General features: G+C 73.3%; 11 protein-coding genes. 6 read left to right on the top strand and 5 right to left on the bottom strand.

Annotated elements, in window-relative coordinates; genetic code table 11:
- Window positions 1-1,470, top strand: a 1,470-nt coding sequence (locus ACWEV0_RS13680) for a DUF5691 domain-containing protein (RefSeq protein ID WP_453149324.1), incomplete at its 5' end; no start/stop codon positions are given.
- Window positions 1,471-1,552: 82 nt separating this feature from the next.
- Here ACWEV0_RS13680 and ACWEV0_RS13685 read toward each other — a convergent pair.
- Window positions 1,553-1,960 (bottom strand): cobalamin B12-binding domain-containing protein, encoded by a 408-nt coding sequence (locus ACWEV0_RS13685; protein WP_403795639.1) that lies wholly within the window; start codon window positions 1,958-1,960, stop codon window positions 1,553-1,555.
- A gap of 224 nt (window positions 1,961-2,184) precedes the next feature.
- On the opposite strand from ACWEV0_RS13685, the gene ACWEV0_RS13690 reads away from it, so the two are divergent.
- Both ACWEV0_RS13690 and ACWEV0_RS13695 read left to right on the top strand, forming a co-directional pair.
- A complete protein-coding gene (locus ACWEV0_RS13690; protein ID WP_453149326.1) occupies window positions 2,185-3,096 on the top strand; it encodes an esterase/lipase family protein in 912 nt (303 codons plus the stop codon).
- A gap of 241 nt (window positions 3,097-3,337) precedes the next feature.
- Complete coding sequence (locus ACWEV0_RS13695; protein ID WP_453149327.1) at window positions 3,338-4,828, top strand: M23 family metallopeptidase; 1,491 nt, start codon at window positions 3,338-3,340, stop codon at window positions 4,826-4,828.
- A 68-nt stretch (window positions 4,829-4,896) separates the two neighbouring features.
- On the opposite strand, the gene pcrA is transcribed toward ACWEV0_RS13695, so the two are convergent.
- Window positions 4,897-7,368, bottom strand: coding sequence for a DNA helicase PcrA (gene pcrA / locus ACWEV0_RS13700; protein ID WP_453149329.1), 2,472 nt, complete (start codon window positions 7,366-7,368; stop codon window positions 4,897-4,899).
- Window positions 7,369-7,641: 273 nt separating this feature from the next.
- Here pcrA and ACWEV0_RS13705 point away from each other — a divergent pair, with 273 nt between their 5' ends.
- Window positions 7,642-8,802: an NlpC/P60 family protein gene (locus ACWEV0_RS13705; protein WP_453149331.1), complete on the top strand. Its 1,161-nt coding sequence runs from the start codon at window positions 7,642-7,644 to the stop codon at window positions 8,800-8,802.
- 19 nt (window positions 8,803-8,821) lie between these two features.
- Here the strand turns inward: ACWEV0_RS13705 and ACWEV0_RS13710 are convergent, their stop codons facing one another.
- On the bottom strand, window positions 8,822-9,175 hold the full coding sequence (locus ACWEV0_RS13710) for a hypothetical protein (protein ID WP_403795632.1): 354 nt from the start codon (window positions 9,173-9,175) through the stop codon (window positions 8,822-8,824).
- 341 nt (window positions 9,176-9,516) lie between these two features.
- On the opposite strand from ACWEV0_RS13710, the gene ACWEV0_RS13715 reads away from it, so the two are divergent.
- The gene (locus ACWEV0_RS13715) at window positions 9,517-10,605 is read left to right on the top strand and encodes an NlpC/P60 family protein (protein WP_453149416.1); all 1,089 of its coding nucleotides are present in this window, start codon (window positions 9,517-9,519) and stop codon (window positions 10,603-10,605) included.
- A 47-nt stretch (window positions 10,606-10,652) separates the two neighbouring features.
- Here the strand turns inward: ACWEV0_RS13715 and ACWEV0_RS13720 are convergent, their stop codons facing one another.
- Window positions 10,653-11,357, bottom strand: coding sequence for a LuxR C-terminal-related transcriptional regulator (locus tag ACWEV0_RS13720; RefSeq protein ID WP_453149333.1), 705 nt, complete (start codon window positions 11,355-11,357; stop codon window positions 10,653-10,655).
- On the bottom strand, window positions 11,354-12,616 hold the full coding sequence (locus ACWEV0_RS13725) for a PspC domain-containing protein (RefSeq protein WP_453149334.1): 1,263 nt from the start codon (window positions 12,614-12,616) through the stop codon (window positions 11,354-11,356). Before ACWEV0_RS13725 ends, ACWEV0_RS13720 begins: the two co-directional genes overlap by 4 nt.
- A 157-nt stretch (window positions 12,617-12,773) precedes the next feature.
- On the opposite strand from ACWEV0_RS13725, the gene ACWEV0_RS13730 reads away from it, so the two are divergent.
- Window positions 12,774-14,258, top strand: a complete 1,485-nt coding sequence (locus ACWEV0_RS13730) for a PspC domain-containing protein (protein WP_453149336.1) — start codon at window positions 12,774-12,776, stop codon at window positions 14,256-14,258.
- The last annotated feature ends 86 nt before the right edge of the window (window positions 14,259-14,344 follow it).

Below are 14,344 nucleotides of genomic sequence, written 5' to 3' on the forward strand. Positions count from 1 at the left end.
CTCGCCGACGAGCCGGCCAAGAACTCGGCCTTCGCCTCGACGGTCGGCGTCCCGGCCGGCGACGTCCCCGGCTATCTGCGCGCGCTGACGTCGGTGGCGCGGCGCAGGCTGGGGCAGTTGCTCGCGGGCAGGGCCGCGCCCGTGCCGTCCGGGGGGCGGCGCGGGGCGGCGCCGGATCTGGCGGAGCTGCTGCCGCAGTGGCTTGCGGCGGCGAACGAGCGGGGCTATCGCGCGCCGGCCGCCGCGCTGCCCGCGCTGCTGGACGCGGCGCGGGCCCGGACCGATCTGCGGCCGCAGGCGCTGGCGTTCGCGGGGCCACGCGGGCTGTGGCTGGCCCGGCTGAACCCGGAGTGGAAGTTCGCGCTGCGCGGCGCGGGCGGGGGCGGCGCGCTGCCGGACCCGGCGGACCGGGAGGCGGTCCTGGAGCTGTGGGACGAGGGCCTGTTCGCCGAGCGGGTCGCGCTGCTCACCGCCGTACGGGCGCAGGACCCGGACGAGGGCCGGGAGCTGCTGGCGTCGACGTGGGGGGCCGAGCGGGCGGAGGACCGGCTGATGTTCCTGGACTCGCTGCGCGCGGGGCTCGGCGCGGCGGACGAGGAGTTCCTGGAAGCAGCCCTGTCCGACCGCAGTCGCAACGTGCGGGCGACGGCCGCCGAGCTGCTGTCCGCGCTGCCGTCGTCGGCGCTGGCCGCGCGGATGGCCGAGCGGGCCGCGTCGTGCGTGTCCCTCGACCGTACGGAGGGGGCGGCGGCGATCGTGGTGGAGGCGCCGCACGAGTGCGACGCGGGCATGCGGCACGACGGCGTGTCGGCGACCCCGCCCGCGGGGCGCGGCGAGCGCTCCTGGTGGCTGGGCCAGCTGGTGGAGGCCGCGCCGCTGGACTGCTGGGCGGCGCGGTTCGGGGGCCGTGGCCCGGAGGAGATAGTGGCGCTGCCGGTCGCCGACGACTGGCGGGGCGAGCTGCACGCGGCCTGGTGCCGGGCGGCGGTGCGGCAGCGGGACGCGGACTGGTCACGGGCCCTGCTCGGCACCCCGGCCGCTCCGCAGACGGCCGGTCCCGGCACGTCCTCGCTCGCGGAGCGCGCCCAGCTGCTCTCGACGCTCCCGGCGGAGGAGCGGGCCGCGTGGGTGGCCTCGTTCATATCGGCGCACGGCCTGTCGGAGGCGTTCCAGCTGCTCGGGGTGTGCGCGGTGCCGTGGTCGGAGCCGCTGGGCCGGGCGGTGGTCGACGCCCTGGACATCGCGCGGGACGCGGGCAGCTATCCGTGGAGCTTCAGCGGGGTGATGGGCCTGGCCGAGCGCTGCCTCGCGCCGGCGACGGCCGGCCGGCTCGCGGCCCTGACCGCGCTACCCGCCGAAGCGGAGGACGCCTCCCCCGGTGCCGGCGGCTACTGGTCGGAGGCCTTCCAACGCCTGGTGTCCACCCTGGAACTGCGCGCCGCGATGCACACGGAGCTGGCGGCCGCCTGACGGGCCGCGGCACATGTCGTACGGGGCGGCCGCCCCGTACGACATCGGCTCGCGTCACCGACCGCGAAAACGCGAGAAGCCGTCAGGCCGCCACGCGGACGTTGGCGTTGACCCACTCCACGATCGACGCGGTCGTCGCGCCCGGGGTGAAGATCTCCGCGACGCCCTTCTCCTTCAGCGGCGGGATGTCCGCGTCCGGGATGATGCCGCCGCCGAAGACCTTGATGTCCTCCGCGTCGCGCTCCTTCAGGAGTTCGAGGACCTTCACGAAGAGCGTGTTGTGCGCGCCCGAGAGGATCGACAGGCCGATGGCGTCGGCGTCCTCCTGGATCGCGGTGTCGACGATCTGCTCGGGCGTCTGGTGCAGCCCGGTGTAGATGACCTCCATACCGGCGTCGCGCAGCGCCCGCGCGATCACCTTGGCCCCGCGATCGTGGCCGTCGAGACCCGGCTTGGCGACCACCACGCGGATCGGACCGGTCACACCCATCACTGCCTCCACATGCGACCCCCGCGCCTGATTGCCGGGGAGGTGAACGAACGTTATCGCCAGCATCCCGCACCTGGCCGTTTCGCGGTGGCCGGGGAGGGGGAAATCACACGTGGGACGTTTGATCGCCCCCGGAGGAGCCGCCACGGAGCCGCCGTACACCCGCGCCGACAGCCGCACGGCACGGAGGTACGGCGGCCCGCCGCACCGTACGGAGGTCGGCGATGGAGCCCACCCCCACCCCGTCACCCGCCGATCCGTCGGCCACCGGCATGTCCGTCGGTGCGCTCGCCGACCGGATGAAGGCAGCCGCTCTGGAGCTCGCGGTCCTCGCCGGCCGTCTGGTCCTCTACCCCTCCGGCCTGATCGCCGAACGCCGCCGCCCCACTACGGCGACTACGGCCGTCGCGAGCGGCCCGCGCCCGGTGATCCTGCTGCACGGCTTCGTCGACAACCGTTCCGTCTTCGTCCTGCTGCGCCGCGCACTCGCCCGCGACGGCCGCGGCCGTGACCGGATCGAGTCGCTCAACTACTCCCCGCTCACCGGCGACCTGCGCACCGCCGCCGAGCTGCTGGCCCGCCGGGTGGAGGAGCTGCTCGCCCGCACCGGCCACACCGAGGCCGATCTGGTGGGCCACAGCCTGGGCGGCCTGATCGCCCGTTATTACGTACAGCGCCTGGGCGGCGACACCCGGGTGCGCACCCTCGTCATGCTCGGCACCCCGCACTCCGGCACCACCATCGTGCCGCTGGCCGACGCGCACCCGCTGGTGCGCCAGATGCGGCCGGGCTCGGAGGTGCTGCGCGAGCTGGCGGGCCCGGCACCGGGCTGCCGTACGCGGTTCGTGAGTTTCTGGAGCGATCTGGACGAGGTGATGGTCCCGGTCCGGACGGCCCGGCTCGACCACCCGGACCTCGTCGTGGAGAACGTGCGGGTCAGCGGCGTCGGGCACCTCGCGCTGCCGGTCCATCCGGCGGTCTCGGCCGGCATCCTGCGGGTGCTCGCCGACGGCGGCCCGGCGTCCGGCGCACCGGACGGCGCACAGGAGGACGCGCCGGCCGGGGCACCGGACGATGTGCGGGACGGACGCGAAGACGGCCCTCACGCCGGGCCCGAAACCGCTTCCGTGGCCTGACCGACCGCCAGAAGATCTCGTTCCGGTTGCCGTTCCGGTTGCCGTTCTTCGAACGTTCTTCGAACACAGGGCCAAAGCTCTCTCCGCTACCCCCCGAAACGCGGCCGATTGCCCGTTTCCCGGCGGCTCGAAACCCTCCGAAGATTGTCCGCCCCGTGTACCGCCGGGTACAGTCACGCCACTGCTTGACCCCCCGCTCCACCCAGCTCCACCCCCTGCTGTCGAGGCGAGAGAGAAGTTGGTGAACGACCAGCACCCCCACGCCGGGTACGGCACGGACGCCACCCAGACCACGGGCAGCTACTCCGTCGACCCCCTCTTCGGCACCTACGCCGAAACCGGTTACGACGCAGGTCAGAGCGGTCACACGCAGTACACCTCGTACGCGCAGTACGACCACGGCAACACCACCGGCCAGTGGGACACGAACTCCTACGGCTCGTACACCGCCACGGCGCAGTGGGACGCCACCGCCTGGACCGAGGCCCAGCAGACCGGCCAGTACGAGGCCGCCGCCTTCGCCTCGTACGACACCACCGCGCAGTGGACGCAGCAGGGCTACGACACCGGGGCGTACGACGCCACCGCCTGGAACCAGGTCGCGGCCGAGCCGGTCGTCCCGCAGCAGTACAGCCCCGAGGCCACCGGCGGGTACTCCTACGACCCGGCGGCGTACGAACAGCAGCAGTACCAGGAGCAGTACCAGGCTCCGTACGAGGAGCAGTATCAGGAGCAGCAGTACCAGGAGCAGTACGAGCAGCAGCCGCAGGCCCCGGAGGTCGAGCCGGAGCTCCGGCTCGACGCCTTCCACGACGCCGAGACCATGATCGCCCTGGAGCTCGACCAGGACCTCCTCGGTGCCGCGTACGACTCCCGGTACGACGACGCCGACCACGACAGCGACTCCGACCTCGCCGCCACCCCCGCTCCCACCGCGGACGCCGGACTCCAGGCCCGCCCCGTGCGCCGCTCCGGCGGTGGCAGCCGCGGCCGGCGCCGCACCCCCGCCAAGCGCTCCGCGCTCCTGACCGTCGCCGTCCCGTCCGCCTGTGTGATGGGCGTGGCCGGCATCGCCGCCGCCTCGGTCAGCGGTCTCACCGACGGCGCCGACACCAAGGACGACACGACGTCCATGGCCGCCGCCGACCCGGCCTCCGTGAAGCAGGTCGCCGCCAACAGCAAGCTGGACACCCAGCTCGCCGCGCTCAGTGCCGACGCCCGCGACTTCGGCGACCGCGCCAGCCGCACCCAGGAGCGCATCGACCTGAAGCTGCGTCAGGACGCGGAGCGGAAGAAGCGCGAGGAGGAGGCCGCCCGCAAGGAGGCGCTGCGGCCCAAGTACCTCCTGCCGGTGACGCTGCACCAGCTCAGCGCCCGGTTCGGGCAGGCCGGCGTCAACTGGATGTCGCTGCACACGGGCATCGACTTCCCCGTGCAGTACGGCACGCCGGTGATGTCCGCGACCGACGGCACCGTTCGCACCCAGTGGAACAGCGCCTACGGCAACATGGCGATCGTGACCGCCCCGGACGGCACCGAGACCTGGTACTGCCACCTCAGCAGCACCAAGATCCGCTCCGGCAGCGTCAAGGCCGGCGACGTCATCGCGTACTCCGGAAACTCCGGCAACTCCACCGGCCCGCACCTCCACTTCGAGGTCCGGCCGAACGGCGGCGCGGCGATCGACCCGCTGCCCTGGCTGCGCAGCCACGGCCTCGACCCGCTGAGCTGACCCCGTACGGACACGGAAGAGGGCCCCGACCGCCGAAGCGGCCGGGGCCCTCTTCCGTATGCCCGCCCTTACAGCTTCTCGACCGGCGCGTACCGCAGCAGCAGCCGCTTCGGCTTCTCGTCGCCGAAGTCGATCGTGGCCTGCGCGTCCGCGCCCGCGCCCTGCACCGCCATGACCGTGCCCAGGCCGAACTGGTCGTGGGTGACCCGGTCGCCGACCTGCAGCGAGATCACCGGCTTGTCGCTGGTGCGGCGGGTGGCGAAGCCCGAGGGGCCGGAGCGCGAGCGCGAGGAGGACAGCGAGGAGGTGATCCCCGAGGTCGGCCCGGCGGGCTTGGCCATCGGGCCGGTCCGCTTCCACTCCAGATACGCGGCCGGGATCTCCTCCAGGAAGCGGGAGGCCGGGTTGTACGAGGGCTGGCCCCAGGCGCTGCGCATCGCGGAGCGGGTCAGGTAGAGCCGCTCGCGGGCGCGGGTGATGCCCACGTACGCCAGGCGGCGCTCCTCCTCCAGCTCCTTGGTCTGGCCGAGGGCGCGCATGTGCGGGAAGACGCCGTCCTCCATGCCGGTGAGGAAGACCACCGGGAACTCCAGGCCCTTGGCGGTGTGCAGGGTCATCAGGGTGATGACGCCCGAGCCGTCCTCGTCCTCGTCGGGGATCTGGTCGGAGTCGGCGACGAGCGCGACCTGCTCCAGGAACTCCGAGAGCGAGCCGCCCTCTTCGCCGCGCTCCTGCTCGAACTCCAGGGCCACGGCCGCGAGTTCCTGGAGGTTCTCGATCCGGGTCTCGTCCTGCGGGTCGGTGGACGCCTGCAGCTCGGCGAGGTAACCGGTCCGTTCGAGCACGGCCTCCAGGACCACGGCGGGTCCGGCGCCCGAGTCGACGATGGTGCGCAGCTCCTCCATGAGCGTGTTGAAGCGCTTGACGGCGTTGGCGGAGCGGGCCGCCATGCCGTACGCCTCGTCGACGCGCTTGAGCGCCTGCGGGAAGGTGATCTTCTCGCGCAGCGAGAGGGCGTCGATCATCGCCTCGGCGCGCTCGCCGATGCCGCGCTTCGGCACGTTGAGGATGCGGCGCAGCGGCACGGTGTCCTCGGGGTTGGCGAGGACCCGCAGGTAGGCGAGGACGTCCCGGACCTCCTTGCGCTCGTAGAAGCGCACGCCGCCGACGACCTTGTAGGGCAGGCCGACGCGGATGAAGATCTCTTCGAAGACGCGGGACTGGGCGTTGGTGCGGTAGAAGACGGCGACGTCGCCGGCCTTGGCGTCGCCGGCGTCGGTGAGCCGGTCGATCTCGTCGGCGACGAACTGGGCCTCGTCGTGCTCGGTGTCGGCGACGTAGCCGGTGATCTGCGCGCCGGCGCCCGCGTTCGTCCACAGGTTCTTGGGGCGGCGGGACTCGTTGCGCTCGATGACGGCGTTGGCGGCGGACAGGATCGTCTGCGTGGAGCGGTAGTTCTGCTCCAGGAGGATCGTCGTCGCGTCCGGGTAGTCCTCCTCGAACTGGAGGATGTTGCGGATGGTCGCGCCGCGGAAGGCGTAGATCGACTGGTCGGCGTCGCCGACGACGCACAGCTCGGCCGCGCCGAGGTCCTCGTACCCCTCGCCGACCAGCTCGCGGACGAGCGTGTACTGGGCGTGGTTGGTGTCCTGGTACTCGTCGACGAGGACGTGACGGAAGCGGCGGCGGTAGTGCTCGGCCACGTCCGGGAATGCCTGGAGCAGATGGACCGTCGTCATGATGATGTCGTCGAAGTCCAGCGCGTTGGCCTCGCGCAGCCGCGACTGGTACATCCGGTACGCCTGGGCGAGGGTCTTCTCGAAGCCGTCCGCGGCCTGGTCGGCGAAGGTCTCCTCGTCGATCAGCTCGTTCTTCAGGTTGGAGATCTTGGCGCTGAAGGACTTCGGCGGGAAGCGCTTCGGGTCCAGGTCCAGGTCGCGGCAGACCAGCGCCATGAGGCGCTTGGAGTCGGCGGCGTCGTAGATCGAGAAGGAGGACGTGAAGCCGAGCTTCTTCGACTCGCGGCGCAGGATGCGGACGCACGCGCTGTGGAAGGTGGACACCCACATGGCGTTGGCGCGCGGGCCGACGAGCTGCTCGACGCGCTCCTTCATCTCGCCGGCGGCCTTGTTGGTGAAGGTGATCGCCAGTATCTGGCCCGGGTGGACGTGCCGGGTGGCCAGGAGGTGGGCGATGCGGTGGGTGAGCACCCGGGTCTTGCCGGAGCCCGCGCCGGCCACGATGAGCAGGGGTGAGCCGGTGTGGACGACGGCGGCGCGCTGCTGCTCGTTCAGCCCGTCGAGGAGCGCGGCCGGGTCCACGACGGGGCGGTGGGCGCCGTCGCGGTAGTACGCGTCCCGCTCGGCCGGGGGCGCGTCGAAGTGGTCCCCGAAGAGGTCGTGCGGGACCTCCTCCGCGGCCGGGGCGCCGTGCTCGTCGTCGTACGCGCCGTGCAGGTCGTCCTCGGGGAGGGGCGGGGGCTCCTCCGCGTGGGGCTGGAGGCTCGCCAGGAAGCTGTCGTCAAAGAGGCTGTTGCTCATCGCCTATCGAGTCTAGGGCGCCGGACTGACAGTCGGCCCCCGTCCCCGGAAGTCCCCGGAAGTGACCGCGAACTCACGGAGGGCGACGGTCCGCTTCAGGTCACAAAAACGTATCGGACATAAGGCGCACCGGCCTTCCCAGCCGCCCCACGGCTCGCTAGCGTGCTCGCCCAAGCGGCCCGTCCCCTACCCCTCGCTTCCGTCGGCGAACCACGCCGAGCGGGCGGCCCACGCCGAACCCCCACCCGCACCGGTCGGCGTCCACGGAAGGAGATGCCGGCCTTGGCATCCCATCGCAAGCCGCGCCCCACCCGCCCCCACGCCACCGCCGTCGGTGTCACGACGGCCGCACTCGCCTCCGTCACCTCCGTCGCCCTGCTGCCCGCACAGGGCGCGCAGGCCGCGCCCGCCGCGCCGAAGCCGACGGTCGAGGAGGTCCAGAAGAAGGTCGACCGGCTGTACCGGGAGGCCGGGGCCGCGACACAGGAGTACGACCGGGCCAAGGAGGCCACCGACCGCCAGCGGCGCAAGGTGGGCCGGATCCTCGACGACGTGGCCCGCCGCACGGAACAGATCAACGTCTCGCGCCGGGCCCTCGGCTCGTACGCGGCGGCCCAGTACCGCGCCGGCGCCGTCGGCCCGACCGCCACCCTGATCTTCGCCGACAGCCCGCAGGACTACTTCGAGCAGCGGCACCTGATGGACCGGCTCTCCGAGCGGCAGGGCACCGCCGTCCAGGAGTACGAGTCCCAGCGCGCCGCGGCGGCGAAGGAGCGGACCGAGGCGACCCGCAGCCTGGCCGAGCTGACCGCTTCGCAGCAGGCGCTGCGCACGAGCAAGCAGACCGTGCAGGACAAGCTCGCCGAGGCGCGCGCCCTGCTGGCGAAGCTGACGGCCGAGGAGAAGGCCCGGCTCACGGAGCTGGAGCGCGAGCGGGAGGCGGAGGCCCGCCGCAAGGCCGAGGAGCGGGCGAAGGCGGAGGCGGCCCGCAAGCGCGAGGAGCAGAACGCCACGCCCACCCCCACGCCCACGCCCACCCCGACCACGTCTCCCACCACGCCGCCGCCCTCCGGCTCCTCGTACGCGACCAAGGCCGCCGAGGCGCTCGCCTTCGCCCGCGCCCAGATCGGCAAGCCGTACGTGTGGGGCGCGACCGGCCCGAGCTCGTACGACTGCTCCGGCCTCACCCAGGCCGCCTGGCGCGCGGCCGGCGTCGACCTGCCGCGGACCACCTGGGACCAGGTGAAGGTGGGCACCCGGGTCGCCACCGCCGATCTGCTCCCCGGCGATCTCGTCTTCTTCTACGACGACATCAGCCACGTCGGCATCTACATCGGCGACGGCAAGATGATCCACGCGCCGAAGCCGGGCGCGTACGTGCGCGAGGAGTCGATCTACTACATGCCGATCTACGGCGCGGTGCGCCCGGCCTGAGGACCTTCGGCGTGGGCGGTCAGACCCATAGGGTGGCGATGAGGATGTTCGCCACGGTCAGGCCGCCGACCGCACCGAAGAGGGCCTTGTCGACCTGCTCCTCGTCGCGCTTGACGTAGACCAGGCCGAGGATGACGACCAGGAACGCCATCTTGATACCGATCTTGATGTTGTTCAGGGTGTGGCCCTCGGCCTGGTGGATGCCGACCAGGACGGCGCCGGTGACCAGCATGGTCAGGGCGCCGTGCAGCATCGCCGGGGTGAAGCGGGCCGTACCGGCCCCCATCGCCTTCATCTGGGTGAGGAATCCGCCGAGCAACGCGCCGATTCCGATGATGTGCAGGGCGACGAAGACATGAATGAGTACGTCCATGTGGCGGAGCCTAACCGGGGCCATAGCACCGCCTTCCTGGCGGGTCCAGCTTGTCCCGGGCTTCGGTCAGGCGGCTGCCGGAAGCACCGCGTGACCTCACGCCAGTCGGACGGGACCGGTCCCGGAACGACATCTGGCGCCAATAGCGGTCAACTCCCGCTCGCCGTCGGCAGCCAGGTTTAGCGTCCTCACCCAGGTGGCCGACTCCCCACCTCCGCCGCAGCCCGGCGGTCGTCGGCCACCCCCGCCGGGGAAACCGGCGGCGGCCCGTCTCCCCTGTGCGGACCGCCGCCGGCCCCGGCGGGCAGCGTCCCCCACAGGGAGAGGATGTGACCGCCCTCGTGGCAGCGCACCGCAAGCCCAGGCACTCCCCGCTCGGCGGCCAGGCCGTCCGCACCGCCGCCACGCTGGCCCTCGCCTCCGCGGCCACCGCGACCGTCTTCGAGGGCTCCGGGCACGCCGCCCCCCGCCCCACCCCCGCGCAGGTCAAGGCCGATGTCGACCGGCTGTACGAGGAGGCCGAGGTCGCCACCGAGAAGTACAACGGCGCGAAGGAGCAGGCCGGCCAGGCTCGGGCCGCCTTCGACCGGCTGCGCGACGAGGCCGCCCGCCGCACCGAGCGGCTCAACCGCTCCCGCGACGCCCTGGGCGCCGTCGCGGCCGCCCAGTACCGCTCCGGCGGCCTCGACCCGGCCGTCCAGCTCGTCCTCACCTCCGACCCGGACCAGTACCTGGAGCGGGCCGCCCTCGCCGAGAAGGCCGGCGACCGGCAGGCCGTGGCCATCGCCTCCGTACGGCGTGAGCTGGCCGCCGTACGCCAGCTGCGCGCCCGCTCGGCGGACCGGCTGCGCGAGCTGAAGGCGCACGAGGCGGAGCTGCGGAAGCAGAAGGCGACCGTGCGGACCAAGCTGGACGCCGCCCGCGCCCTGCTCGCCCGGCTGACCGCCGAGGAGCGGGCCCGGTACGAGGCCGCCGTGACCGCCGGACGCCATGACGCGGCCGGAGCGGGCCCGGTCGTGGGCGCGGCGACGGACCGCGCCGACCGGGCCTCGGCCGGCCGCGGACCTCTCACGGCGCCGACCGGCCGGGCCGCGGCGGCCATCGCCTTCGCCGAGGCCCAGCTCGGCAAGCCGTACGTGTGGGGCGCGACCGGCCCCTCCGCCTACGACTGCTCGGGGCTCACCCAGGCGGCCTGGCGGGCGGCCGGGGTGTCGCTGCCGCGCACCACCTACACCCAGATCAACGCCGGCCGCCGGGTCTCGCGCTCCGAACTGGCCCCGGGCGACCTGGTGTTCTTCTACTCCGGCATCAGCCACGTCGGCCTCTACATCGGCGGCGGCCAGATGATCCACGCCCCCCGGCCGGGCGCCCCGGTCCGGATCGCACCGATCGACGAGATGCCCTTCGCGGGCGCCACCCGGGTCGGCTGACCGAGGCGGCTCACCCGTGCGGGCCGCCCCGGCGGGCGGCCCGCGATTCAGACCAGGCGGCGGGCGGTCGCCCAGCGGGTCAGCTCGTGCCGGTTGGAGAGCTGGAGCTTGCGCAGCACCGCCGACACATGGGACTCGACCGTCTTCACCGAGATGAAGAGCTGCTTGGCGATCTCCTTGTAGGCATAGCCGCGGGCGATCAGCCGGAGCACCTCGCGCTCCCGCTGGGTGAGCCGGTCCAGGTCCTCGTCCACCGGCGGCGCGTCCGTCGAGGCGAAGGCGTCGAGGACGAAGCCGGCCAGGCGCGGGGAGAAGACGGCGTCGCCCTCCTGAACCCGGAAGATCGAGTCGACCAGGTCGGTGCCGGTGATCGTCTTGGTGACATAGCCGCGGGCGCCGCCCCGGATGACCCCGATGACGTCCTCTGCGGCGTCGGAGACCGACAGGGCGAGGAAGCGGACCGGGTTCTCCGGCGCCGCCATCAGGCTCGCGCAGCGGCGCAGCACCTCGACCCCGCCGCCGCCCGGCAGGTGCACGTCGAGGAGGACGACCTCGGGGCGGGTGGCCGTGATGACCGTGACCGCCTGGTCCACGTCCGCGGCCTCGCCGACCACCTCGACGCCCGTCACGTCGGGCCGGCCGATCTCCGCCTGCACGCCTGTGCGGAACATGCGGTGGTCGTCGACGAGCACGACCCGCACCCGGCGCTCCGCACCCCGCCCCGCCGTCTCGGTCCCGTTCCCGTCGCTCATCCGTCCGCCCTCTCCATCTCCAGCTCCACTTCGGTGCCCCCGCCCGGCACGGATCTCAGCCGCGCCGATCCGCCGTTGCGCTGCATCCGGCCGATGATCGATTCTCGTACGCCCATCCGGTCGCCCGGTACCGCGTCCAGGTCGAAGCCGGGCCCGCGGTCCCGCACGGAGACGAACACCGTCCGGCCCTCCACCTCCGCGTAGACCTGCACCGGCCCGCCCTCGCCACCGTACTTGGCGGCGTTGACCATCGCCTCGCGCGCGGCCTGCATCTGCGCGGCGAGTTTCTCGTCGAGCGGGCAGTCGCCGACGACCACGACCTCCAGCGGGACGCCGTGCTTGTCCTCGACCTCGGCCGCGGCCCGCTTGACCGCCTCGGCGAGCGTGGCCGGCTCCTCGTCCTTGCCCGTGCCCTCCGGCTTGTACAGCCAGTTCCGCAGCTCCCGCTCCTGGGCCCGGGCGAGCCGGCGGACCTCGCCGGCGTCGTCGGCGTTGCGCTGGATCAGGGTCAGCGTGTGCAGGACCGAGTCGTGGACGTGGGCCGCGACCTCGGCGCGCTCCTGGGCTCGGATGCGCAGCGTGCGCTCCTCGCTGAGGTCCTGCGACATGCGCACCAGCCAGGGTCCGGCGAGCAGGGCTATGCCGGTGAGCACGGCGACCGCGGCGGTGAGCGCCGTGCCCAGCTCGGTGACGGAGCCGCGCAGGACGAGGAAGACGGCGAGGCCGGTGCCGACGAGGGCGACGCCGACGAGACCGCGGGCGAGCTGGAAGGCGCGCCGCCGCCGGTCGGGGTCGGTCCAGCTGGCCCGGCGGGCGTTGTCCGCCTGCCGCCAGACCAGGACGACACCGACGCCGATGAGGAGGGTCGGCCAGATGTAGCGGCCGGCCTCCTGGTCGATCTTGACGGTGCCGAAGAGGGCGGAGACGCCGAGCCCGAGCACGATGAGCGCGAGCACCTGGCCCTTGTCGGGCTTGCGCAGGCGTCTGCGGCCCTCGGGCGTGGTCTCGAACATGGGGCGGGGCGCGGCGCGGCCGCCGACGCCGAGCGGGACGACGATCCAGAACACCGCGTACAGCAGCGCGCCGAGGCCGTGCGTGAAGCCGAGCGCCACGAAGAACGCGCGGACCCACACGACGGGCAGGCCGAGGTGTCCGGCGAGGCCGCGCGCGACACCGCCGAGCCATCGCCCGTCGGCGCTCCGGTAGAGCTTGCGGACGGGCGGTTCGTCGAGGTCGGCGACGCGAGCGGCTGCGGACATGAATTGATCGTCACACGTCCGGCGGCGCTCGGACATCAGGGTCGGCCCGGATATCGACCCTGGAACCTTCTCAGGGTGGCGGGCGTGCGGAAGATCAGGGTCGGGCCAGGGTCGGTCCCGGTGCCGTTCCGGGGTCACGGGCGGTCACCATGGACGCATGACGAGTTCGATGCCTTCGCAGCACGAGGCCCCGCCGCCGGCGGACGCCCCGCCCGCCCCGTCGCTCCGGCGGTCGCGCGGGCAGAAGGTCGTGGCCGGCGTGTGCGGCGGTCTCGGCCGGCACTTCGACGTGGACCCGGTGATCTTCCGGGTCGTGCTGGGCGTGCTCGCGGTGACCGGGGGCGTCGGGCTGATCTTCTACGGCTTCGCGTGGCTGCTGGTCCCGCTCGCGGACGAGGAGGAGAACGAGGGGCGCAGGCTGCTGACCGGCCGGGTCTCGGGCTCCTCGCTGTCCGCGGTGCTGATGGCGCTGGTGGGCTGCGGGATCTTCCTGTCGACGTTGCACAACGGGGGCCTGCTGGCGTTCACGCTCGTCCTGTCGCTCGCGGTGAGCGGCGCGGCGGTGTGGTCGCAGCGGCGGCGGGCGGTCGCGGCGACCGCCGAGGAGGGCGGCCGGATAGACCCGGCCGCCGCCCTCGCGGTCGCCGAGGCGCCGCCGGAGACGAAGGCGCCGCCGCTGGTGGAGTTCCCGTCCTGGTGGCGGGACCCGATCGTCAAGGACGGCTCGACCGGGAAGGTGGCCATCGGCTATCTGTGGGGCCCGCACGGGATCGTCGACAAGGACGGTCTGGTCAACGGCGAGGTGCCGAAGCCCGGCGGGCAGTGGGGCCCGCCGGTGGCGCCGGGCCGGCCGGCGGCCCCGGCCCGCAGGGCGGACGACAGCCAGGTGTCCATCGGCGGCCTGGTGTTCCTGCTCGCCCTGCTTGCGGGCGGTCTGGGCACGGGGCTGACGTGGCACAGCCACCCGCTGGGGACCAGCCTGCAGATCGGTCTGGCCGCCGCGCTCGGCGTGATCGGCGTGGGTCTGGCCGTCAGCAGTTTCCTGGGCCGCACCGGGTTCGGGACGCTGTGTCTGATGATCCTGACCACGGGTCTGCTGGCGGTGGCGTCGGTGCTGCCGAAGGAGATCTCGACGGTGTGGGCGCGGGAGACCTGGCGCCCGGCGACGGTCGCGGCCGTGCAGCCGCGGTACGAGCTGGGGACCGGGATCGGCACGCTCGACCTGTCGCACCTGGCCGTCCCGGCCGGGACGACGGTGACCACGCGGGTGGAGGTCGGCGCGGGCAAGCTGAAGGTGATCGTGCCGCGGAACGCGACGGTGAAGCTGCGGGCCCAGGCGGGCCTGGGCGACCTGCGGCTGCCGCCGCAGCACGTGGCGGCGGTGCCGTCGCTGCCGGTGGCCCCGTCAGCCCCGGTGCGGTCCGGGGCGCCGACCGCACCCGCCGCACCGACCGCGCCCACCGCGCCGTCGCCGGCCGCCCCGCCCTCGTACCCGCCCCCGGACGGGGACATCGACATCGCGCCGGGCCTCGACGAGTCCCGGACGCTTCCCCCGCCGCCGGGGGTCACCCCGGGCGGCACGCTCGACCTCTCCCTGGAGGTCGCGCTCGGACAGGTGGAGGTCACCCGTGCTGCTTCATGAGTTCCGCCCCGGCCGGCTGATCCTGGGCGCGGCAGCCCTGGCCCTCGCGGCGCTGTTCGCCGGGGACGCGGCAGGCGCCTGGTCCG

This window comes from Streptomyces sp. NPDC003943, assembly GCF_053605265.1.

Coding starts and splice junctions, on each gene's coding strand:
- ACWEV0_RS13710 (WP_403795632.1), bottom strand. CDS start 9,175: ATGGACGTACTCATTCATGTCTTCGTCGCCCTGCACATCATCGGAATC.
- ACWEV0_RS13690 (WP_453149326.1), top strand. CDS start 2,185: ATGGAGCCCACCCCCACCCCGTCACCCGCCGATCCGTCGGCCACCGGC.
- ACWEV0_RS13705 (WP_453149331.1), top strand. CDS start 7,642: ATGCCGGCCTTGGCATCCCATCGCAAGCCGCGCCCCACCCGCCCCCAC.
- ACWEV0_RS13725 (WP_453149334.1), bottom strand. CDS start 12,616: ATGTCCGCAGCCGCTCGCGTCGCCGACCTCGACGAACCGCCCGTCCGC.
- ACWEV0_RS13730 (WP_453149336.1), top strand. CDS start 12,774: ATGACGAGTTCGATGCCTTCGCAGCACGAGGCCCCGCCGCCGGCGGAC.
- pcrA (WP_453149329.1), bottom strand. CDS start 7,368: ATGAGCAACAGCCTCTTTGACGACAGCTTCCTGGCGAGCCTCCAGCCC.
- ACWEV0_RS13720 (WP_453149333.1), bottom strand. CDS start 11,357: ATGAGCGACGGGAACGGGACCGAGACGGCGGGGCGGGGTGCGGAGCGC.
- ACWEV0_RS13685 (WP_403795639.1), bottom strand. CDS start 1,960: ATGGGTGTGACCGGTCCGATCCGCGTGGTGGTCGCCAAGCCGGGTCTC.